A 20,175-nucleotide genomic window follows, 5' to 3' on the forward strand; every position below is an offset into this window, starting at 1 on the left:
TAATTTCCTGATTAGTTTAAATGGATCTAACGTGTTGCGATTGTACGCTTTATTGATAACTGTTTTTTTGGGAACTCGCAGCTACTCTCAGCCTTTGGCATCTGGGCACCAATGCGGTGAATGACCTGCCGTTTGAGGTTGGAGCGAACTGCGATGCGTCTGTTTAGGCTGGGTTAATGGGGGGATCGAACTGGTAATCCTGGTTCAAGAGAGAATTTTCGGTAATTTCTTTTGGCAATGACGACGTAGGCTTTTAGGAATACACACATTAAATTTACTGCTGTTCTTGTCTTATTCTACTGGCTCAGGAATATCGCCCCCATATTCTTTCCATGGCTTATCGTGCGCCATCGTAAACTTCTGCAAAAGTTTAGTGTAACTTTGGCAACTCTCTATTCCGCTAATGCTGCATAATAGTTGTGTCCGCTTTCGTCGTTCATTGTTCTGATCTGTATAGTATACAGAAACGCGGGTAACAGAAGAGGTTGAATGTTTTGTTACCTGATATCGAACGCTACAACCAACGAAGACGGATACGCTCTATATTGTAATCATGGGAGGCTGGGATGGTGACCAAAAGATCATTACATTTCCTCGTCTGAAAATAGGCATTATACGGAATTAAACCTCCAATGATCCAGAGTTTATTTTTTGTACTCAAAATATAACTTGCGCATAACACATCAGGAGGCTACATACATGTCATGTCAATAAGACTCGAAGGTAATGGATTATGGGACCCACTGGAAAATACTGTTGATAACGTTCGGTCTTATAAAATAGAAAAAATATTGTATATGTGGTTGGTGAAAATAGCTTCATTAAATTGGATTCAAGTACCAACACGTATGAGCAAAAGCAATGGATTTCCGAATTTACTTCCAAAGATAGAGAGATATTCAATAAATTAATGGAAAAGTAGAGGGGAGCATAAGCAAATATGGTAGAATTTTATTTCAACGGCAGCCATGGACAAGGAAATAAAGTCCCAGACTGCCGCAGCTTTTTTAAAGTTAACATTCATCGTTAGTTTGCTCAGGAAACGACCTTTAGAGCTACACCAATATATATTTTTAACTGGCTAGTTTCAGCCCTACAGCAGAGCTAAGGACCAACCCTATACACAAAATACGCATTAATCCGCGTGGCTCGTTATAAAAGATCATGCCGAGGATAGCACCTCCAGAAGCGCCAATTCCAGTCCATACAGCGTAAGCTGTTCCCATCGGGAGTGTTTGCATTGCCAACGATAAAAATATAAAACTTAGACCAAAACCAGTAATCAAAAGAGTCAGCGATTTCCAACTGCGAGTTTGATTGAACTTGTTTATAAGCAAAACCCCGATCATTTCAAAAATCCCTGCTAAGATCAAATACACCCAATTCATAGTCCACTTACCTCCTCTTTCTTCTTACTAAGCATTTTCAGACCAATCACTCCAATAAGCAGCAGCCCGATCAAAGCTACTTTCGAAACACTTATGTCTGCGCCAAACAATAGGATTTCAGCTACTACAGTTCCTGCCGTTCCTAGTCCGACAAATACAGCGTATACAGTTCCAACCGCTAATGAACGAGCCGCCTTGATCATCAAATAAAAGCTGATGTAAATAGCGACTACTGTACCACTCCATTCCCAAAAACTATCCGCATGCTTTAACCCACTAACCCAAGCAACCTCGAATATAGCCGCCACAATGACTGAAATCCACGTTTTGTTCATAACACACTCCTCCTTAAACTTTTTATCAAAAATTGGGCCATAAAAGAAAAAAGATAAAAGCCTGGGAAATAAACCGCACAATGCGTTTATCTCCCAGGCTTTTATCCCTCCGTGTCACAGCCATATGGCTGTGCGTTTTCTCTCGGACCAGACCAATCTTGTGATTGCGGAACCCTAGAAAACGTTTTTATTCAGTTATTGGCTAAAACCATACTAACACGCGATGTAACGTGAGTCAATTTACAATTCACCCACTAACTTGCCAGTTACTTTGACGCCGATGCCTAGTCTACAACTTCATTTTCACTGGATTCGCCTGGTTGGGTATATTTTCTGTTTAACTGAATGCCCGGTCACAGAGTCGTAGCTATACATATATTAAGGTGAAAACAATTAAAGGAGGGCTAAGCTATGAGTGGATGTGCAGGTGGTGTGTGGACTTCTACAGCGGCAATTTTGGTGCTCTATATCCTTTTGGTTATCATCCTTAAATCGTGCTGGGTTTAATATTGTGAAGAAAATTATATAGACCCCATCATTCAAGTTCAATGCCCTTATTTCTTTAGTAATCTGCCCGAAATCAGATTAGATAACAAGCTCTGCCGACCGATTAAGGTCAGTAGAGCTTGTTTTATTTGAACATCTTCTCGACTAGCTTTAACAACTCAGATGCGCTATGATCCACTTTATATTCTAGTTACAATTACCGAAGTATAGTGCAATCTAATATTTTAAAATGAGGGGTTAAATGATGTTGGGTATGTGGAAATTTAGTCAAAGAATGCTAAGCCTTAAAATTAAAGTGGTCTACAAGATTATAATTGGTACGATCGTTATGGGGATTGGAACTACAGTAGGCAGCGACCGAGCCGGATAAAGCACCTATTCTCAATGGTGCCTGCTCTAACGGAGAGGTTGCGTCCAATATTAATGAAAACGCGAATAAGAGTGGATATATTCGAAATAGGGGGAAAAATGTTTCTGTAAACTAGCAATGCTTTCCTTCCCTAGCTCCTAGCTGGTCCTGCTAGTGTGGTGTTTTTTATTTACCAGTATGCCCTACCACAGAATGTATTTTTACATATATTAAAGTGACGACAGATAAAGGAGGTTAAAAGGCATGGGTGCATATGAAGGTAATGGCGGCGGCGGTGTATGGACTTCTACAGCGGCAATTCTAGTGCTCTTTATTCTCTTAGTTATCATTACTAAATCACTTTGGGTTTAATTTGTGAAAAGAACTGCTGGGTAATTTCACTTCACTCATGGATTGTAAAAGGTTGATCCCAATAAGCGCATAAACTATTTGGTAATAGCCACAGCATTCGCTGTTCTTTTGGTGGGTGCTCGCTGAATTTCTGCCATAATAGTTTTGCGCTTATTGGGTTTTGTCGGAAGGGAGAATGTCTCATTGAAGGGTTTATTAGCCTATACCGAATGCCTTTTCTTCAAGATCTTCTATAATTTCTAACGCAACAAAATATCCAAAAAATAATGTTAAAATATCCTCATATCGTTTTCCTGATCCTCTTGCTCTACTTAATATTATGTTTTGACTTTCTTGTATTTCTCTTTTATGGAGTGATCGAGAAACCACAGATGAATCGGGAGCGATCAGATCCACCATTAGAGTGGACAACTTTTTCTGAAACTCTTCAATTGGAAAGTCATTATTTTCTTTTGAGTACAGCTGCATAGTTTCAGGTGGATCTTTAAATGTAATCGGATATTGAGTATTGAAGACACCTTCATTAGCTATTTTGTCAGCAATTAATTTACCGAAAACGATACCCGCTGCAAATGCTTGCCCAGGGATTCTTCCCATACCAAGAACACCATTAAATTGAGCTTCTCCAGTAGCAAAAACACGATTCAAGTTTATAACTTCAGCATTAGCATTGATTTCGATTCCTCCTGAAGAATAGTGCATTGTTGGTGTAATTTTGATTCTTTTATTTTTAACCACATTAGTGCTAAATCCATATTTTTTAAATCTTTCATTCAATATATTTTCATCAGCATGGCTCATATCCAAGTACATATCCTTTTTTTGCTTGATGCAATCGAGTTCAAAATGTAAAATCTCGTCAATCATTTCATGGTAATCATCTCGAGCAATGGCATCACAAATATACTCATCTTTTAATAGTTGAATTCCTTCCTCATCTACTATTTTCCCTTGACTTAAAGATACAACTCCGCCCAATAAAATTTGTCTTCCATTGTATATTGACCAAGGATGAGACATTACTGTAGACATTCCCTTTAATCTTGCACCCATTTTTTTAGCTAAGATAAGCGTTTCTCCAGTCGAACCCGGTGAATTATCATTGTAGTTAAATTGCCCCGCATATCCTCCCGTAGCTAATACCAAATAATTAGTATATATCCTGATAAATTGATCTAATTGGATGTCATAAAATAATGCGATAATTCCATCATTATACTTTTCCAAATGAATCAAAATTTTATTACACAGCGGTTGTTCAATATGTTGTAACAAACAATTAATTAATTTCTTTCCTCCCTGTGATTTAATCAAACATTCAGGCATGATACCAAAGGATGTTTTCTCATAAGAGATTCCTAATTCCTCGAAAAAATTTATAACTATGTTGGAGTTTCTATATAGCGTTTCAATAACCGATCGATCTGCTCCACATTTATCAATCGTAAGATTAATAATATTATTAATATCATTCTCTGATGGAACACGTGTATTTGCGGCTGCAAGAAAGGAGTTGCTCTGTTTGGGCGCATTCTTTTTTGTTGTAATCGTGTACTTGATATTGTTTTTTGATAAATAATAAGCAACAGCAAGCCCCGATATACCCGTACCAACAATCAGAATTGGAGTGTAGTGTTCTACGGATGTTACATTTCGTTCCATCATTCTATCTCCCTTTTTAAGATGCAGATATTATCTTAGGCTGAATCTCACAGTCCGTTTTCCACTTAGATATATATGTTTGTTACCGATGAAGAATGGAATCTAAGTGAAATATTTTTCCTAATTGTACAAATTTATTACTTATATTGTCAACTTCGTCTAAGAAGTAATTAGTCCGACTTTGAAGCAGGGATATTCAAACCAATCAATCTTTGATGGCACTAGCTTCTAGGACTGGAAGCTTCTAAATTTTCAAAAGGGCATATTATATTACCGGGAAGCCGCTTCGAAATATATTTCAGAACATATCTTAGAACATGAGAATATAGAGGGAACCATTATCAAAAAAATAGGGAAGCTGCTTTGTGATTTTAATACTGATTCCATTTGAAAAATATGAAATGGAGGGAATATTGTGCCACGAGCTTCGGTCATACTGCCAGTTTACAATAATGCAGCTTTTGTCTTGGAGGCAATACACAGTATTTTAGCTCAAACTTATACGGATTTTGAATTAATTGTTATTGATGATGGTTCGACAGATGGATCTACCTTTCTTATTTCACAAATATCAGACCCTAGAGTGATAAAAATCTTCCATAATACCAATCGAGGGTTGATCGCTTCTTTAAACGAAGGATTAAAAAAGGCCAATGGTGAATATATCGTTCGTATGGATAGCGATGATATTTCTACGCCAGATCGACTAGCTGTACAAATCGCATTTATGGATCAAAATCCATTGATTGATGTATGCGGTGCTGCTTTTACTTCATCTAGTGGGGGATCAATAAAGGTAAATCCGGCCAGTCATGACGAAATAAAAACATGGCTGTTATTTCATTGTTGTATCTGCCATCCTGCTATAATCATGCGCAATAGCATGATCCGTCGGCTTGGCGTTCAATATGATAGTAATTATCCTCATGCCGAAGATTACGAGTTGTGGAACCGACTAGCTTTCCAAGTACAAATGGCGAACATCCCCATAAACGTATTGTATTATCGTCAACATAATGGACAAGTGTCCAATCAGCATAGAGCTATACAAGATGCTACTGCTCGGAGAATTCGTCAAAGACAGTTTAGTAAGTTAGGCTTGGAATTATCAGATGAAGAGAACCAGATTATGCTGGATATTCTTGAGTTTAAAATTAATCCCTACGATTATGATAGTTACACCAGAGCTTTAGGTTTTGCCAACTGGGTGCTGGACCAAAACAGTAAGTATTTAGTTTATAACCAGGAACTATTAAACATGGCGTTTTCACGGTGCATATCCCATATTCCTTATTAACAGAGAGTTAAGCAAGTGATCCGGTTGGAAAGAAGATACTCTAATAGCACAAGCTTTTGAAGTTTTTGCAAAAAGGTGATTAGGCTCTGCCGGTTTAGCTGGTTGAGCCTTTGTTTTGTTTGTCTGTATGCCCTGTCACAAAACGCAGCTATACATATATTAGAAGTTTTTATCCTCTTGGTTATAATTACTAAAGCATTTTGGATTTAATTTTATGAAAAAACTGTTAGGCAACACACTTCACTTTTTTTAGATGGTAAAAGTTGAACCCAATGGCGCATAGGTTATTTGGCAGTAGCCATAGTAATCTCTTCCTTTTGGTTAACTAAGTTTTTACAGCGTACTTAGGGGACCCTGCCATAATAGGTTGTTGCGCTTATTGGGTTCTGCTGTCAGTGAACAGCATGGACTATACATTGAAATCTTACATTATTCGCATAATATATTGACATATGGTCAATTTTAGAGAAAAATAGACTACAACAATATAAAAATTTTGGAATTTTTATGTGAAGGGTGGATATGGCATGAAGCATACACCTACGATTCGGGCGGAACTAGAAAGATACCTAAAACAAGAGGGTCTGAACCTAACGCAATTCGGGCATATTGCAGGCATTAATAGGGGAATAGTTAGTGGCATTGTAACAGGCAATAGTTCTATGTCTGTTAACCAAATTGATAGAATTACAGAGGCTATGGGTTTACCAGAAGGCTATTTTTACGACTTATATGTAGAAAACTATATTATCGACATTCCCCCCAATATGAGGAGAATCGAACCATTTTTGTATCGCTGTGCAGAGTTGGACAAGCTGGATGCGATCCGTCGAGTGGTGGGAGCTATCATGGACAATCTACTCTACTCACCCAAACTATTTGACATTGCAGAAGAATTATTAGCGCAGGAACGACATGATGCTGCACTATTGCTCTATGAGAGTGTAGCAGAAGTGGAGAAATATCAACATTCTGAACGTTTGGCCATCTGTCAATATCGGATTTTCACGATTCAGATTGATGACGATCAAAGCCGCAATCTTAGGGCAGCCATACTTTTTGAGCCTTATGTCGAGCGCCTAGACGAAATAGAACAACTTGATGCATTGAAGGACTTAGCTAATGTGTATAGGTCTTTGCGTAAATGGGATAAGGTTGATGAAATAGCGAGAAAAATGAGAGCTAAAGCGGAAATCCAATACACTTTGAAACATCACCAGAGCAGCCGAGAACGCACTGAGTCTACTAAGAAGCTAACTCGCCCCATGTTTGTGTACATTACCTATGCCGATTTATTGTGTGCAAGTGTCTGTGAAGCCCGAGGCGACTATCAACAAGCTTTACAATATACATACGCCTACACAGGTTTGGATTGGGTCAAAGAGACTGACGAAGATACCCAATACTGGATTAGCTTGTTTCAGCATTGGGCAGAAGGTAATACTTATGTTAATAAACTTATGTCCGGAAACACTAGTGTGCTTCTAGACTTTGTTGAATATATAGGAACAACCGCCAATGAAAGTGAGAAGCTCTCAAAGTTGTTGAACATTATTATAGTAGCTAACCGATACAATTTGGATATAGATGGTGTACTTACAAAATTTAAAATAGACATTGATGCCTCTACTCAACTCCCGACATCTACTGATATGTACACCCAACAAGTGGTACCTGACTATATTGCATTGTTTTGTTATGAAATGGCCTATTATAATTTAAATAGGAAGAAGTACAGTGATGGTTTTAAACAATTATTATGTGCAATGGTAAAAGCACATATACTAAACAATGAAACATATTTCATAAACTGTACAGGTCTCTTTGCACATTTCCAAGCATATGCGTCTCCAGAGACCAGAGAAGAGTATTTTAAACTATTAGAAAAGGTGTGGTTAGACAATGTTGAAAAAAATGGCACTGTTAATCGTTGCGAGTAGCTTTTTATTTTTTATAACTGGTCCCGTCCTGACGCAACATATTCAGATCCTTGTACAAATTGGAGGTGCTTAAGCACAAAACTCTGCTAGCCTTATGGTTAGCAGAGTTTTTTAGTTAAAGGAATTGTTACACTATGCGCCGAATGAGTCGCTGAAGTGATCAGTTTTGAAGCATACATATAAATATTTTGATGGCACAAAGTTACTTCGACACACTTAGAATAGTAGATTTATTATGTAATCATTCCAATATTCTGAGAGGGGATATTATTACTGGTGATGAAACTGCAGAAGCAAACGGGAGAATAGACTACAAAAAATAGATTACTATAGAGAAATTAATATATTGTATGAAGCGACAAGAGTGACACAAGGCAAACCGTAATCATAGTGAAGCTGGGGCCGTGACCCAAAAGATCGTGTTACGCCGCATGGAGTGTAAATAGGTACTGTATGGAACACTGAGCCTCAGATTAAGCTGAGGCTTATTTTCATGTGTACCAATTTACGAACTTATCAGTGTGACTGATAACGCGTGGGCTATCAACGTTATAAAGAACGAAATCACAAAGCTGAATGGGTTCGCTGCTGCTTTTTGGTGACTCATTCCGTTCATTGATTTAGCAAATGATTGAAGATATGCTTGTATGTAGTGCGGGGTTGGCATTATTGATGATTATTGCTTCATTCATTGCCGTCTTATCCCTTCATCAATCATTTCTTATGGAAGGAATCCCTTCTGTTCCAGCAAATCCTCTGTGACCTTCCACAGTTTTTGCTGCATCTTGGGATCTCCTCCAGGTGAGACTGGTTGAATAGATTTCCCAGTTCCGACGTTAAAGTATCCACCTGTTTTTTTATGATATTCCGGATCTACAATTAATCGGGTGATGATATCTGCTCCTCTTCGCGGATCTCCAAGATGAAGGATTTTCAACAATCGTTCTAATAGAGGGGCAAACCAAAGTTCTCGTCCCAATCCGGTAACATTGAATCCTGGATTTAGTGCATTTACGCTGATTCCCGTATCCGACCATCGTCTTGCCAGTTCAGCAGTGAACATAATATTCAATAATTTGGTCTTTCCATAGATGGGCGATGAGCCACGAGCGGTAAAGGCAGTTGTATCCGTTAAATCCTCGGGGAGCTTCAAAACTCCATGGCGGCGTGAAGCTTCGGAGGCAACATTGACAACTCTGGCCTTGCCTACGTTCTGCAGGCACGGTTTTAGTGTATATGTTAACAGCCACGGCGATAAATAATTTATGGCAACCATTTCAGGAAACCCCTCGGGAGTGACGCGTTGCTCAAAAGCATGGATACCCGCATTGTTTAACAGCACATCAATATTAGAGTATGCGGCGGCTATCTCATCCCCGATTCGTTTAACATCCTTCAGTACCGATAAATCTCCATAAAAAAAGTCAACCTTCGCTGATGGGCTAACCAGCTCAATCTGTTTTCTTGTAGCTTCAGCACGTTCTCTACTCCTGGCAGTCAAAACAAGGTCAAAGCAGCCGCGTTTTCCCAATTCAACTGCGACTAGTTGTCCAAGACCACTGGTGGCACCTGTTATGACAACGGTAGTATTTTTAGACATTCGTCATTTCTCCTTCATGTGTTACAATTTTATTGGAGTAGCCAATTCGGTGAGTTAGTACATTTGGTTGACATATGTCCACTATAATAATTTGGTTGATATATGTCAATCAAATTCGACTTGTGGTTTTTTGAACGAGAGAAAGGTGATTGAAGATGAAATATAATGAAGTAAAAAATGAACCAAGGGAGAAATTGGAGATTGAGTTGGGCGAGCAGCTTAACGCACTTATCAGCGCTTCACACGCCCTGAATGTCAGAGCTGCTGCGAAATTTGACTCCTCCTTACAACCTGCCGCCTTCCATATTGTTCGTTGGCTGTATTCTTATGGCCCAACAAATGCCGCCACTTTAGCGGAATCAACTGCGATGGATCGAAGTTCAGTGAGTCGTCTTGTCAAACAGCTTGAGTCTTTGGGGTATTTGAACAGAGAGGCCTCCCGAAGTGATGGACGAGGAATTGTATTATCTCTTACTGAGCATGGACAGCAAAAATTAATTGATGCGCTTAAGGAGAAAGAGTCCGTTTTCTATGAACGAATTTCGGACTGGGAAGATGCTGAGCTTCATAATTTTAACCAAATGCTTAGGCAATTTAATGGACTCCATCGCCACGGAACACAACCTTAAGAAGTGACCCGCATATAAACACTTGCAAACAATATCGTCACTTTAAGATATCGGCTTTTATTTTTTCATAAGCAGTTTGGATATAGAGTAGAAGTGGATAATGAAATCTACCCGAATGTGTATTTTTTATGTCAGACAAAGCTCCCCTTACTTTGACAATCAATAAGCAGTATGTTTATGGATGATGATAAATAGGAAGGAAAGGATGAAAATAATGAGTATGAAATTAGGAAGGAAAACTACTTTATGTTTCTCCACAATTGCTCTCTTATTTTCAGTTTTGTCCCCGCTATCAGCCTCGGCAGATGTAGCAAGCGTCACCCATGACACCTATACAAACTCTTTAAATCAGGAATTAGTTTCATCTCAATTAGTAATTTTTAAAGATGACACAGCATATACAGATGTATCTATTGTCGGGAAAAGAGTGAAATTTTCGATTAGTGGTTTAGAAAACCCGTTTAACATTAATTATTACAATCGATTAGTCTGGACTAGTACTGATGAAGAACCAAATATAAAAAAATATTCTGACAGTAAAAGTTGCGCCAAAGACAGGGTCGCTTTACAGTTCCAGCAACTATGAAAACCTTTCACTGATAAAACAAAAAATCAACTCTGACTCACCTGTATATGGATGGATTCAACTAGAATCCAAAGAGTGGGTTAAAGCAGGATCAGCTATAATCAAATATTAGAATGTGTAGTATAAGTAAATACTATAAATAAGCGAAATCCCCGCCGACCAGCTAAGGTAGTGGGGATTTTCAATATAAAATAAGACTTCATCAACTATTGACAGAGTCTTTTAGAAAATTGTTGAAAGTAGTGTTCTTAAGAAGGGAAAAGTGTTTCGAAATCTGGAAAAACGCCATCACTAAGCCAACGGGTAGGGCCTTCAAAACTTCCATCGAGTGTAGCGGTAGCATAATCTCCATTGGAGCCATACAAAGTAATAGAGATATTTTTTATTATTTGTATTTAATGTTATAAATGTGTAATGATTTTGTACATAGTTCATTAGTTGTGAAGAATATTCCTTACTTGTCTTTGTTTGTTACGATATGTTCATAAAAAGTTCACTTACATGAAAATTTGGTTGCAGCTAAAATAATCACATCCAAAAATGAAAGGTTGAATTAAATGCCAACAACTAAAAAGGAAAGCTTTTACTTTGGGGTTATTATGTGTTTTGGAATGGTCGTTATTATGACCTTCTATAATCTTTTGATTAACGGATTGATTGGAAAAATTAGCTTGATTACCATTGCTGTTGAATTTCTAATTGGATTTATTATAGCGCTCATTTTAGATTTATATATCGTGGGTCCTGTAGCAAAAAAAGTTGCTTTAAGTCTACCTTTTGATAAATCCAAAAAAATATTTTTAATTATCACGATTTCAACATGTATGGTGTTCGGAATGGCCTGTTCTATGTCTTTCTACGGTTTATTAACTTCAATTCTGAGTCAGGGTATTGGCGATCATTCATTATTTGAAGCATATTTAGAAATTTTTATAAAGAACTTTGTTGTGGCCTATCCATTACAATTATTGGTTATGGGTCCTGTTGTTCGAGCCTTGTTTATAAAGTTTATAAAGAAAAGCGGGCAAGTGGGACCTTATAAAAAAGTATTAAATTAAATAATAGAGCAAATCCATTGCAGCAATGTTAAGCTAATGAATGGTTTTACAGCTAGAAATGCTTAAGTTATGAAAATCGGATACAAGTTTGAGGAAGCTATAACTGGCGGGATTGGTAGTTTGGTGTATTATTTAACACAAAAAAAGCAGGAAGAATTCTTCCTGCTTTTTGCTTGAAAATAATTATTAACGTCTGCGTTGTCCATCATTCACGCTAAACAGATTAACAGCCAGTGCGTTACCTCTTGCACGCGCATTGGCTCTTTGGTTGGAACGGATGTTTAATCTTCTTCTTCTCAATTCACGGTTGCTGTGTCTTCTGCTCATAATATCACCTCCCTTCAAAGAAATGAAGGTACGGTTAAATCTTAATGATGTTTATGCTTACGCTTGGAAATTTTGATATTTAATGCGTTAGTTGCGAGTGCATTTCCGCTTCCTGTTTTAGCAGCTGCGGCTTGAAAGACTTTAACGACCAGATATCTGTTTTTCCCGATGCGATGCTTATACGTTTTAACTCTATTTCTGATCATCTGCATAACTCCTTTGCTTTAGGTCTGCTATATACATATGTCAATTGTGCTAGTAATGTATCAGCATAAATCTACTAAAGACAAAAAGAAGCTAGTACCTATGTTCCTAAATGTTTAACAAAAAAAGCTCATGCTAGCCTGCGTTCGCCTTCCCAACTTTACGTTATAGAGGAAGGCCACCGTAGGTTCATATGTGTCAAATTTCCATTTGTTTAGCTAATAAAAGTAAACAGTTTAAGATCAGAGTGGAACTATCTCGGATATGGGGCGGATATAATAGTAGAGACAATATAGGTTGCTGAAAAGGAAAGAATAGTTGGAGACACATACATAGTAAATATAAAACCGGCTCGCCTAGGCGGCCGGTTTTATATTCGTGGTAGTATAACGGGGAAGAAAGCACGATAAATCAGTGGAAGTCCCGGAAGAGTCCAACAACCTTGCCCAATATGCTGACGTGTGTCAGTCGAAGTGGCTCAAAGGCTGGATTTTCAGGTTGAAGCCGGATATGATCTTTTTCTTTGTAAAAGGTTTTAACTGTAGCCTCGTCTTCATCTGTCATAGCTACTACAATGTCTCCGTTATCAGCGGTCTGCTGCTGACGCACGATTACATAGTCTCCGTTAGCAATACCAGCTTCAATCATGCTTTCGCCTACAACAGATAACATGAATATTTTATCCTCACCAACAAAGTGTTGGGGAAGAGGAAAGTAATCTTCAATATTTTCTGTCGCCGTAATAGGAAGACCAGCGGTTACTTTGCCGACGACGGGAACACGACTAATGGAGTAATTAATCAAGTTGCTGTTATCCGATTCGTCTTGACCGAGTAATTCAATAGCCCGTGGTTTCGTAGGATCGCGGCGAATGAGTCCTTTTTTCTCCAAACGATCCAAATGACCGTGAACCGTAGAACTGGAGGCCAATCCGACTGCCTCGCCTATTTCGCGCACAGAAGGGGGGTATCCCTTTAGACGCACTTCATTGCGGATAAATTCAAGAATGGCCTGCTGGCGGCTCGAAATCTTAGACATACCGTATCAACCCCATTTAGTAACGTTTGGGAAAATTATAGCATAGAACCTCCGTTCGTACAAACATAAGTTCTAAATAATCCTTAAAAATATTCACGAACTTTTGTTCTCTTTTCTATTGAACAAAACAAACGTTCGTGTTATATTGTGAAAAACATAAGAACAAACGTTTGGAGGACGCGGCCAATTATGAAATATAGCACTTATCAAAGTATTTTTCCGATGAATTTAGAGAATTTACAGGAGACCCGAAAAGAGGGTAAGGTACGTTTGTTACAGGCTCTTACTAATACTCTTTTACTCAAGCTTCTTATTCTAGTAATTATCGTTTGGGTTGCAGGGGCAGGTGTACTTACGGTTTTTGCAGCACCTCCAGTTTCCAATGAAGAAGTGATTAAGCTGACTGTACAACCTGGAGATACGTTATGGAAGATTGCCGTGAATCATAAACCGGAACGAATGGATACACGGGTATATATTGAAGGAATTGTACGTATTAACGATTTGGAGGATCGGGGGGTGCAGGCAGGTCAGGTACTTAAGCTCCCACCCTTCTGATCTATAAGACTATAGAGCTTGTCAAGGAGCGCAATGAGGGAGCCTTGACAAGCTCTTTTCTACATGTCAAAGTGTATTATATCTTTGCTTTTATGGAGGGGACACAATTTGGATATAGACAGTTTGGTACAGCGCATTAATGAATTAGCGCGCAAAGCAAAAGCCGAAGGATTGACGGAAGAGGAAACCACGGAGCGCGCCAACCTTCGGGAAATTTATTTAGGCAACATTCGCCGTAATTTTCGGCAGCAACTTGAAACCATTGAATTTGTGGACGATGATACGTCGAAGGGAAATGGCGGGCTGAAGCATTAATGTTGCTAAAGCCTGCATCATTTGCCTTTTGTTATTAGGTATCTTTCTTGGTATCTATATAGATCAGCTTTAAGGCAATTGTTTTAATGTAATATTTATTGGGAAGGGAATTGAGAGATGGCCCGATCATTTGAAAGAAAAGTACGTAAAAACACAGCGCATTTAAATAAAACGCGCAAGAAACAAGGCATTCAAACCATTAACGGCGCAGGTTCAGCAATGGACATTTTCCGTGGCCGTAATATTACTGTGCCAATCATGCTGGCTGGTCTTGCTGTATTGTACATGCTTATGAGTTACTTTTTGACTAAGACCGGCATGCGGGGAATGGATTGGCTGGTATTTGGCTTGTACTTGATGCTGGCTGTTATCTTCTTCATTCGCCGACCTTATTTAAAAGTGGGAAAAGATACCCTTTATATGTTAAAAGGTGGCAGAGAACGGCCGATGACGGCAGGGGACATGAAAGCCATCAAAATTGAAAAGGGTTACGTTACCGTTGAAAGAAAAGGGAAGGGCGGTAATTTTATTTTCACAAAATCACTGGGACGCTATGATACAGATGCCATCGCAGAGCGCCTTGAAAAATTTGCACTATCCAATCAGATACAGGTAGATAAGAAATAACCGATTTAGCCTGTAGCTCTGTAAGTAAGGCCGTATGATGTTATTTTTCATATAACATGGTGCGGCCACTTGCTTAATATGGGCACACATAATGATCTGATTCGTGACCAAACAGACAAGCTTACATATACAGTGGAAAGAGAGTGGATAATTCGTATGACGATTCAGGCGATAATGTTTGATCTTGATGATACCCTTCTGTGGGATGAACGTAGTGTAGAAGAGGCATTTGATGCAGCATGTCAAACAGGCTCCCGAGAAACAGGCGCTGATCCGAAAACGCTGGAAGAAGCCGTACGCAAGGAAGCGCGCGCTTTGTATGAATCCTATGAAACCTTTAGTTTTACTCAAATGATTGGCATTAATCCGTTTGAAGGACTGTGGGCGAATTTTACAGCAGGTGAGCAACCTGAATTCCGCCAATTGGAACAGTTGGCTCCTGTTTATCGTAAGGAATCATGGCGCAGAGGGCTTCAGCAACTGGGGATAGATAATGAGGAGTTGGCGGAAAAGTTGGCTGCCCAATTTGCTTCGGAAAGACGTGCACGTCCACATGTATATGAAGAAACGTTTGAAATTCTGGATCAATTGAAGGGACAATACAAGCTGCTATTGCTGACAAATGGTTCCCCTGATCTACAACAGGAGAAGCTGGATGGAGTTCCTCAATTGGCTCCTTTTTTTGATCATGTTGTCATTTCAGGTTCTTTTGGTCGGGGCAAGCCTGATCCTTCTATATTCCAGCATGCTTTGGGACTTCTAGGAATTGAACCTGGACAAGCTTTAATGGTAGGAGATAAGCTGACGACTGATATTCAAGGGGCTTTGTCAGCTGGTGTACATTCGGTGTGGTTGAATCGGAACGATAAAACCAATACTACAGAGATCAAGCCGAAGTTCCAAATCAAGCATTTGTCTGAGTTGCATGGAATTATTCAATCTTTAAAGTAAATAATCTACAGTCTTCTAAACAAGTATAAAGAAAACTCCCTTCGCTCGATATGCTACAGAGCAGAGGGAGTTTTCTTATTGACACAATACATCGTAATTATGCTGTAGTGAATGTTGGATCTTCGAACGGTTCAGCAATCCATCCATTTTCTTCGATGAACAAGCGGACTGCGACGATCTTTTGATTTTCCATTAAAGTGAAGAAGTGCGGTGTATTTTCAGGAACAGAAATAACGTCGCCTGGTGAAAGCTCTACATTAAAATAGCCGATCTCTTCAGAGCCTTTAATGATAAAAATCCCTTTACCAGCAACAATGGCGCGGATTTCATCCTCGGTATGGGTGTGAATTTGCTCGAACTTGGCCAGCAGCTCCTCCAAATTCGGCGTTGCTTCAGATAAAGTGATGACGTCCCAGATTTTATATCCGCGACGTGCGGCTAAATCTTTGATTTCAGGTTCAAATGTTTTAAGAACAGCGGCTTTTTGATCATCTGTCAAAGTAAAGTTTTCTTGCAGCTCCCCTGGCAGCTTGGAAGCATCCCAGTGTTCATACAATACCTGGTAGCTCTCCAAAAATTCACGTACTTGCTCTTCACCGCTAATTCGCTCATTCGTATTGCGTATAAAAATTTCTGCCATGCACAAATCCCTCTTTTCCACTTGGATTAATGTTGTATAAAGAATACCATGTCTTAACCAGTTGTACAATACAGGCTGAAGCATTTATGTGGGAACGACTATAGTAATACGATACAGTTTAAAGACGTTCGTCTATAACGATGCATACTACAAAAATAGATCAGCTAAGTCGTTTGTAAAGAAGAATAGCCTGCATAAAACGTATGTTTTTACTTCAATCTATCTAAATGATACGGTTTCTGCTAAACTAGGATTTAACGTTTTGCGGGGGTGAAGAAATTTTGGATAAAGTTAGCTTGCAGGATACGTTACAACGAAGAATACTCCTTCTTGATGGGGCTATGGGCACTATGATTCAGCAGGAAGACCTTTCTGCCGCTGATTTTGGTGGGGAAGAGTTAGAAGGCTGCAACGAGATGTTGGTCTTAACAAGACCGGATGTCATTCAAGGGATTCATGAAGCATACTTGGAGGCCGGAGCAGACCTGATTGAAACGAATACATTTGGAGCGACATCCGTCGTTTTGGCGGATTACGATATACCAGAACGTGCCCGTGAAATTAATCTGGTGGCGGCCAAACTGGCGCGTAACGCGGTGGATAAGTACAGCACTGCGGACAAGCCTCGTTTTGTTGTAGGAGCTATGGGTCCAACTACAAAAACCTTGTCTGTCACAGGCGGTGTTACATTTGTAGAGCTGATTGAAAGCTATCAGGAGCAGGCTTTGGCGCTTATTGAAGGTGGGGTAGATGTTCTTCTGTTGGAGACCTCACAGGATACGCTTAACGTTAAGGCAGGTAGCATTGGAATTCGTCAGGCTTTTGAGCAGACAGGGATTGAGCTTCCATTAATGATTTCTGGCACGATTGAGCCGATGGGAACAACGTTGGCCGGACAAAACATTGAATCCTTCTGCATATCACTCGAACATTTACATCCAATCTCGATTGGACTGAATTGTGCTACAGGTCCAGAGTTTATGCGTGATCATATTCGTTCTTTGTCTGAAATGTCCTCTGCAGCTATTAGCTGTTATCCAAATGCGGGCTTGCCCGATGAAAATGGTCAATACCATGAATCGCCGGATTCATTAGCTCGTAAAATGGCTGCTTTCGCTGAAAAAGGCTGGTTGAATATTGCGGGAGGCTGTTGCGGTACTACTCCAGAGCATATAAGAGTAATGAGTGAAAGTATGGCGCAGTTTGAGCCTCGTCAGCTCGTAGGTCATCATCCTCCTGCCGTATCAGGCATTGAGCCTGTGTATATTGAACAGGATAATCGTCCGTATATGGTTGGTGAGCGAACGAATGTTCTGGGTTCCCGGAAATTCAAGCGTTTGATCGTGGAAGGCAAATATGAAGAGGCGTCTGAAATTGCCCGCGCTCAGGTAAAAAGCGGAGCACATGTCATTGATATTTGTGTGCAAGATCCGGACCGTGATGAAATGATAGATATGGAAGCGTTCTTGAAACTGGTTGTAAACAAGGTGAAAGTACCATTGGTGATTGATACCACGGATATTAAAGTTATCGATAAAGCACTTCAATATTCGCAAGGTAAGGCAATTATTAACTCCATTAATTTGGAGGATGGTGAAGAGAAATTTGAGAAAATGGCTCCTATTATTCATAAATACGGCGCTGCTGTTGTTGTCGGAACGATTGATGAACGTGGACAGGCAATTGGGCGTGAGGATAAGCTCGAGGTAGCTAAGCGTTCTTATGATCTGTTGGTGAACCGTTACGGTTTGGCAGCGGAGGATATAATTTTTGATACGCTCGTATTCCCAGTAGGAACAGGGGATGAGCAATATATCGGTTCGGCTAAGGAAACGATTGAGGGCATACGTATCATTAAAGAAGCACTTCCCGGGGTTCATACGATATTGGGCATCAGTAACGTATCCTTTGGTTTACCGGAAGCGGGTCGTGAAGTGCTCAATTCTGTCTATTTGTACGAATGCACCAAAGCGGGACTGGATTATGCAATTGTAAATACGGAGAAGCTTGAACGCTATGCATCGATCCCCGAGCATGAACGGAAATTGGCGGAAGACCTGATCTATAAAACAAATGACGATACGTTATCTGCATTTGTAGCAGCTTTCCGTAACAAGAAAGTGGAGAAAAAAGAGAAGATATCAAACCTTTCGCTCGAAGAACGGCTGGCTTCCTATGTAGTGGAGGGAAGTAAGGAGGGACTGATCCCGGATCTGGAGCAAGCGCTCGCTAAATATTCTTCTCTGGAGATTATTAACGGACCGCTAATGAAAGGGATGGAAGAAGTAGGACGTTTGTTTAACAACAACGAACTGATTGTTGCGGAGGTTCTACAAAGCGCTGAAGTAATGAAAGCATCCGTGGCTTATTTAGAGCCGTTCATGGAGAAGAATGAGTCCTCAGTAAAAGGTAAAATTTTGTTGGCTACGGTTAAAGGTGATGTGCATGATATAGGTAAGAATTTGGTGGAGATTATTCTATCCAACAATGGTTACCATATTGTAAATCTGGGTATAAAAGTACCACCAGAACGCATCATTGAGGCTTATCGTGAAGAAAAGGCTGACATGATCGGCCTGTCCGGTTTGCTTGTTAAATCGGCACAACAAATGGTGCTAACCGCGCAGGATTTGAAAAATGCGAACATTGATATTCCAATAATGGTTGGTGGAGCTGCCTTAACGCGTAAGTTTACTAAAAATCGTATTCGTCCTGAGTATGATGGGCTGGTAGCCTATGCGAAAGATGCTATGGATGGACTGGATATTGCCAATAAGCTTATGGACCCTGAGTCCCGTAAAAAAATGGCCGAGGACATGAAGGCTGAGCAGGAGGCGGAAGCGGCAACGGTCGTGGAGGTCAAGCCGCTCCCTAAGCTAACTCGGGCTGTACGTTCTAACATTGCTCAGGATTTGCCCGTCTATATCCCGCCGGATACGAATCGCCATGTACTGCGTAACTACCCACTGAATTATATTCTGCCTTATGTGAATATGCAGATGCTAATGGGGCATCATCTTGGCTTAAAAGGCAATGTTGAGCAACTGCTAGCTTCGGGGGATCCGAAAGCGATTCAGTTGAAGGAAACCGTAGACAGCATCATGTTTGAAGCTGTTACAGACGGAATTATTCAGGCGAGTGCTATGTATCGGTTCTTCCCAGCTCAGTCCCAAGGAAACCAAATTCTAATCTATGATCCATCGGATGTAAGCAAGGTACTGCACACATTTACGTTTCCACGTCAGCAGGTAGAGCCTTATCTATGTCTGGCTGATTTTTTGAAATCAGTGGAATCAGGGGTTATAGACTATGTAGGTTTTATGGTTGTTACCGCTGGTCATGGCATTCAGAAGCTATCTACCCAATGGAAAGACAACGGAGATTATCTGCGCTCACATGCACTTCAAGCGGTAGCGCTCGAAGTGGCAGAAGGGTTAGCAGAACGGCTTCACCATATTATCAGGGATAGCTGGGGTTTCCCGGACCCTGCCGATATGACGATGAAACAGCGGCACGGCGCCAGATATCAAGGTATACGGGTATCCTTTGGCTATCCGGCATGTCCGGATCTGGAGGATCAGGGACCGTTGTTCCAATTGTTAAAACCTGAGGACATTGGCGTTGAGCTAACGGAAGGGTTTATGATGGAACCGGAGGCTTCAGTATCAGCCATGGTGTTCAGCCACCCTCAGGCGCAGTATTTTAACGTCGAAAAGGTTTAACACCTTTATCAGATGGGATAGCAAAAACCCTCCGAGCTTCGGAGGTTTTTTGCTGGTCAGCAGGAAGAAG

At 40.1% G+C, this 20,175-nt stretch carries 21 protein-coding genes and 1 riboswitch; of the genes, 13 read left to right on the forward strand and 8 right to left on the reverse strand.

Annotated elements, in window-relative coordinates:
- Positions 1-1,073 precede the first annotated feature (1,073 nt).
- Positions 1,074-1,388 carry a DMT family transporter gene (locus C400_RS0116890; RefSeq protein ID WP_016821964.1) on the reverse strand — a complete coding sequence of 105 codons (315 nt, stop codon included), beginning with the start codon at positions 1,386-1,388 and terminating at the stop codon, positions 1,074-1,076.
- On the reverse strand, positions 1,385-1,723 hold the full coding sequence (locus C400_RS0116895; RefSeq protein ID WP_016821963.1) for a DMT family transporter: 339 nt from the start codon (positions 1,721-1,723) through the stop codon (positions 1,385-1,387). Before C400_RS0116895 ends, C400_RS0116890 begins: the two co-directional genes overlap by 4 nt.
- Before the next feature lie 88 nt (positions 1,724-1,811).
- Positions 1,812-1,912: riboswitch (guanidine-I (ykkC/yxkD leader) on the reverse strand.
- Positions 1,913-2,134: 222 nt separating this feature from the next.
- Here C400_RS0116895 and C400_RS27990 point away from each other — a divergent pair.
- The 3 genes from C400_RS27990 to C400_RS26930 all read left to right on the forward strand — a co-directional run bounded on the left by C400_RS27990 (position 2,135) and on the right by C400_RS26930 (position 2,951).
- Positions 2,135-2,230: a hypothetical protein gene (locus tag C400_RS27990; protein ID WP_016821962.1), complete on the forward strand. Its 96-nt coding sequence runs from the start codon at positions 2,135-2,137 to the stop codon at positions 2,228-2,230.
- A gap of 241 nt (positions 2,231-2,471) precedes the next feature.
- Positions 2,472-2,600 carry a hypothetical protein gene (locus tag C400_RS28460; protein ID WP_016821961.1) on the forward strand — a complete coding sequence of 43 codons (129 nt, stop codon included), beginning with the start codon at positions 2,472-2,474 and terminating at the stop codon, positions 2,598-2,600.
- Positions 2,601-2,843: 243 nt separating this feature from the next.
- Positions 2,844-2,951, forward strand: a complete 108-nt coding sequence (locus tag C400_RS26930; protein WP_016821960.1) for a hypothetical protein — start codon at positions 2,844-2,846, stop codon at positions 2,949-2,951.
- Positions 2,952-3,146: 195 nt separating this feature from the next.
- Here C400_RS26930 and C400_RS0116915 read toward each other — a convergent pair whose 3' ends face one another.
- Positions 3,147-4,613, reverse strand: coding sequence for an FAD-binding protein (locus C400_RS0116915; protein WP_017427694.1), 1,467 nt, complete (start codon positions 4,611-4,613; stop codon positions 3,147-3,149).
- A gap of 415 nt (positions 4,614-5,028) precedes the next feature.
- Here C400_RS0116915 and C400_RS0116920 point away from each other — a divergent pair, with 415 nt between their 5' ends.
- Both C400_RS0116920 and C400_RS0116925 read left to right on the forward strand, forming a co-directional pair.
- Complete coding sequence (locus C400_RS0116920) at positions 5,029-5,910, forward strand: glycosyltransferase family 2 protein (RefSeq protein ID WP_017427695.1); 882 nt, start codon at positions 5,029-5,031, stop codon at positions 5,908-5,910.
- A gap of 527 nt (positions 5,911-6,437) precedes the next feature.
- Positions 6,438-7,850 (forward strand): helix-turn-helix transcriptional regulator, encoded by a 1,413-nt coding sequence (locus C400_RS0116925; protein ID WP_017427696.1) that lies wholly within the window; start codon positions 6,438-6,440, stop codon positions 7,848-7,850.
- Positions 7,851-8,571: 721 nt separating this feature from the next.
- Here the strand turns inward: C400_RS0116925 and C400_RS0116930 are convergent.
- Complete coding sequence (locus C400_RS0116930) at positions 8,572-9,450, reverse strand: SDR family NAD(P)-dependent oxidoreductase (RefSeq protein WP_017427697.1); 879 nt, start codon at positions 9,448-9,450, stop codon at positions 8,572-8,574.
- Positions 9,451-9,605: 155 nt separating this feature from the next.
- Between C400_RS0116930 and C400_RS0116935 the strand changes: the two genes are divergently transcribed.
- The 3 genes from C400_RS0116935 (at position 9,606) to C400_RS0116945 (ending at position 11,723) form a co-directional block, all read left to right on the forward strand.
- Complete coding sequence (locus tag C400_RS0116935; protein ID WP_016821954.1) at positions 9,606-10,079, forward strand: MarR family winged helix-turn-helix transcriptional regulator; 474 nt, start codon at positions 9,606-9,608, stop codon at positions 10,077-10,079.
- A gap of 214 nt (positions 10,080-10,293) precedes the next feature.
- Positions 10,294-10,665, forward strand: coding sequence for a hypothetical protein (locus tag C400_RS0116940; protein WP_232795385.1), 372 nt, complete (start codon positions 10,294-10,296; stop codon positions 10,663-10,665).
- 557 nt (positions 10,666-11,222) lie between these two features.
- The gene (locus tag C400_RS0116945) at positions 11,223-11,723 is read left to right on the forward strand and encodes a DUF2798 domain-containing protein (RefSeq protein ID WP_016821952.1); all 501 of its coding nucleotides are present in this window, start codon (positions 11,223-11,225) and stop codon (positions 11,721-11,723) included.
- Positions 11,724-11,909: 186 nt separating this feature from the next.
- On the opposite strand, the gene C400_RS27995 is transcribed toward C400_RS0116945, so the two are convergent.
- The 3 genes from C400_RS27995 to lexA all read right to left on the reverse strand — a co-directional run bounded on the left by C400_RS27995 (position 11,910) and on the right by lexA (position 13,292).
- Positions 11,910-12,050: a hypothetical protein gene (locus tag C400_RS27995; RefSeq protein WP_162835279.1), complete on the reverse strand. Its 141-nt coding sequence runs from the start codon at positions 12,048-12,050 to the stop codon at positions 11,910-11,912.
- Positions 12,051-12,091: 41 nt separating this feature from the next.
- Complete coding sequence (locus tag C400_RS28000) at positions 12,092-12,256, reverse strand: hypothetical protein (protein WP_016821950.1); 165 nt, start codon at positions 12,254-12,256, stop codon at positions 12,092-12,094.
- Positions 12,257-12,665: 409 nt separating this feature from the next.
- Positions 12,666-13,292 (reverse strand): transcriptional repressor LexA, encoded by a 627-nt coding sequence (lexA, locus tag C400_RS0116960; RefSeq protein WP_013310545.1) that lies wholly within the window; start codon positions 13,290-13,292, stop codon positions 12,666-12,668.
- A gap of 189 nt (positions 13,293-13,481) precedes the next feature.
- Between lexA and C400_RS0116965 the strand changes: the two genes are divergently transcribed.
- The 4 genes from C400_RS0116965 (at position 13,482) to C400_RS0116980 (ending at position 15,743) form a co-directional block, all read left to right on the forward strand.
- On the forward strand, positions 13,482-13,850 hold the full coding sequence (locus C400_RS0116965) for a LysM peptidoglycan-binding domain-containing protein (RefSeq protein WP_017427698.1): 369 nt from the start codon (positions 13,482-13,484) through the stop codon (positions 13,848-13,850).
- Positions 13,851-13,958: 108 nt separating this feature from the next.
- Entirely contained in the window at positions 13,959-14,165 is a 207-nt protein-coding gene (locus tag C400_RS0116970; RefSeq protein WP_016821948.1) for a DUF896 domain-containing protein, read from the forward strand.
- Between the two features lie 117 nt (positions 14,166-14,282).
- Positions 14,283-14,792, forward strand: a complete 510-nt coding sequence (locus tag C400_RS0116975) for a hypothetical protein (protein WP_013371492.1) — start codon at positions 14,283-14,285, stop codon at positions 14,790-14,792.
- Positions 14,793-14,948: 156 nt separating this feature from the next.
- Positions 14,949-15,743, forward strand: a complete 795-nt coding sequence (locus C400_RS0116980; RefSeq protein ID WP_180986866.1) for an HAD family hydrolase — start codon at positions 14,949-14,951, stop codon at positions 15,741-15,743.
- A 97-nt stretch (positions 15,744-15,840) separates the two neighbouring features.
- On the opposite strand, the gene C400_RS0116985 is transcribed toward C400_RS0116980, so the two are convergent.
- Entirely contained in the window at positions 15,841-16,383 is a 543-nt protein-coding gene (locus C400_RS0116985; protein ID WP_017427699.1) for a 1,2-dihydroxy-3-keto-5-methylthiopentene dioxygenase, read from the reverse strand.
- 281 nt (positions 16,384-16,664) lie between these two features.
- Here C400_RS0116985 and metH point away from each other — a divergent pair, with 281 nt between their 5' ends.
- Positions 16,665-20,105: a methionine synthase gene (gene metH / locus C400_RS0116990; RefSeq protein WP_038978024.1), complete on the forward strand. Its 3,441-nt coding sequence runs from the start codon at positions 16,665-16,667 to the stop codon at positions 20,103-20,105.
- Positions 20,106-20,175 lie beyond the last annotated feature (70 nt).

The sequence above is a fragment of the Paenibacillus sp. ICGEB2008 genome (genome assembly GCF_000307675.1).
GTDB classification, from domain to species: domain Bacteria; phylum Bacillota; class Bacilli; order Paenibacillales; family Paenibacillaceae; genus Paenibacillus; species Paenibacillus polymyxa.

Excerpts from the sequence above, each read along its gene's own strand:
- C400_RS0116890 (WP_016821964.1), bottom strand. The coding sequence starts at position 1,388 with ATGAATTGGGTGTATTTGATCTTAGCAGGGATTTTTGAAATGATCGGG.
- C400_RS0116895 (WP_016821963.1), bottom strand. The coding sequence starts at position 1,723 with ATGAACAAAACGTGGATTTCAGTCATTGTGGCGGCTATATTCGAGGTT.
- C400_RS27990 (WP_016821962.1), top strand. The coding sequence starts at position 2,135 with ATGAGTGGATGTGCAGGTGGTGTGTGGACTTCTACAGCGGCAATTTTG.
- C400_RS28460 (WP_016821961.1), top strand. The coding sequence starts at position 2,472 with ATGATGTTGGGTATGTGGAAATTTAGTCAAAGAATGCTAAGCCTTAAA.
- C400_RS26930 (WP_016821960.1), top strand. The coding sequence starts at position 2,844 with ATGGGTGCATATGAAGGTAATGGCGGCGGCGGTGTATGGACTTCTACA.
- C400_RS0116915 (WP_017427694.1), bottom strand. The coding sequence starts at position 4,613 with ATGGAACGAAATGTAACATCCGTAGAACACTACACTCCAATTCTGATT.
- C400_RS0116925 (WP_017427696.1), top strand. The coding sequence starts at position 6,438 with ATGAAGCATACACCTACGATTCGGGCGGAACTAGAAAGATACCTAAAA.
- C400_RS0116930 (WP_017427697.1), bottom strand. The coding sequence starts at position 9,450 with ATGTCTAAAAATACTACCGTTGTCATAACAGGTGCCACCAGTGGTCTT.
- C400_RS0116935 (WP_016821954.1), top strand. The coding sequence starts at position 9,606 with ATGAAATATAATGAAGTAAAAAATGAACCAAGGGAGAAATTGGAGATT.
- C400_RS0116940 (WP_232795385.1), top strand. The coding sequence starts at position 10,294 with ATGAGTATGAAATTAGGAAGGAAAACTACTTTATGTTTCTCCACAATT.
- C400_RS0116945 (WP_016821952.1), top strand. The coding sequence starts at position 11,223 with ATGCCAACAACTAAAAAGGAAAGCTTTTACTTTGGGGTTATTATGTGT.
- C400_RS27995 (WP_162835279.1), bottom strand. The coding sequence starts at position 12,050 with ATGAGCAGAAGACACAGCAACCGTGAATTGAGAAGAAGAAGATTAAAC.
- C400_RS28000 (WP_016821950.1), bottom strand. The coding sequence starts at position 12,256 with ATGATCAGAAATAGAGTTAAAACGTATAAGCATCGCATCGGGAAAAAC.
- lexA (WP_013310545.1), bottom strand. The coding sequence starts at position 13,292 with ATGTCTAAGATTTCGAGCCGCCAGCAGGCCATTCTTGAATTTATCCGC.
- C400_RS0116965 (WP_017427698.1), top strand. The coding sequence starts at position 13,482 with ATGAAATATAGCACTTATCAAAGTATTTTTCCGATGAATTTAGAGAAT.
- C400_RS0116975 (WP_013371492.1), top strand. The coding sequence starts at position 14,283 with ATGGCCCGATCATTTGAAAGAAAAGTACGTAAAAACACAGCGCATTTA.
- C400_RS0116980 (WP_180986866.1), top strand. The coding sequence starts at position 14,949 with ATGACGATTCAGGCGATAATGTTTGATCTTGATGATACCCTTCTGTGG.
- C400_RS0116985 (WP_017427699.1), bottom strand. The coding sequence starts at position 16,383 with ATGGCAGAAATTTTTATACGCAATACGAATGAGCGAATTAGCGGTGAA.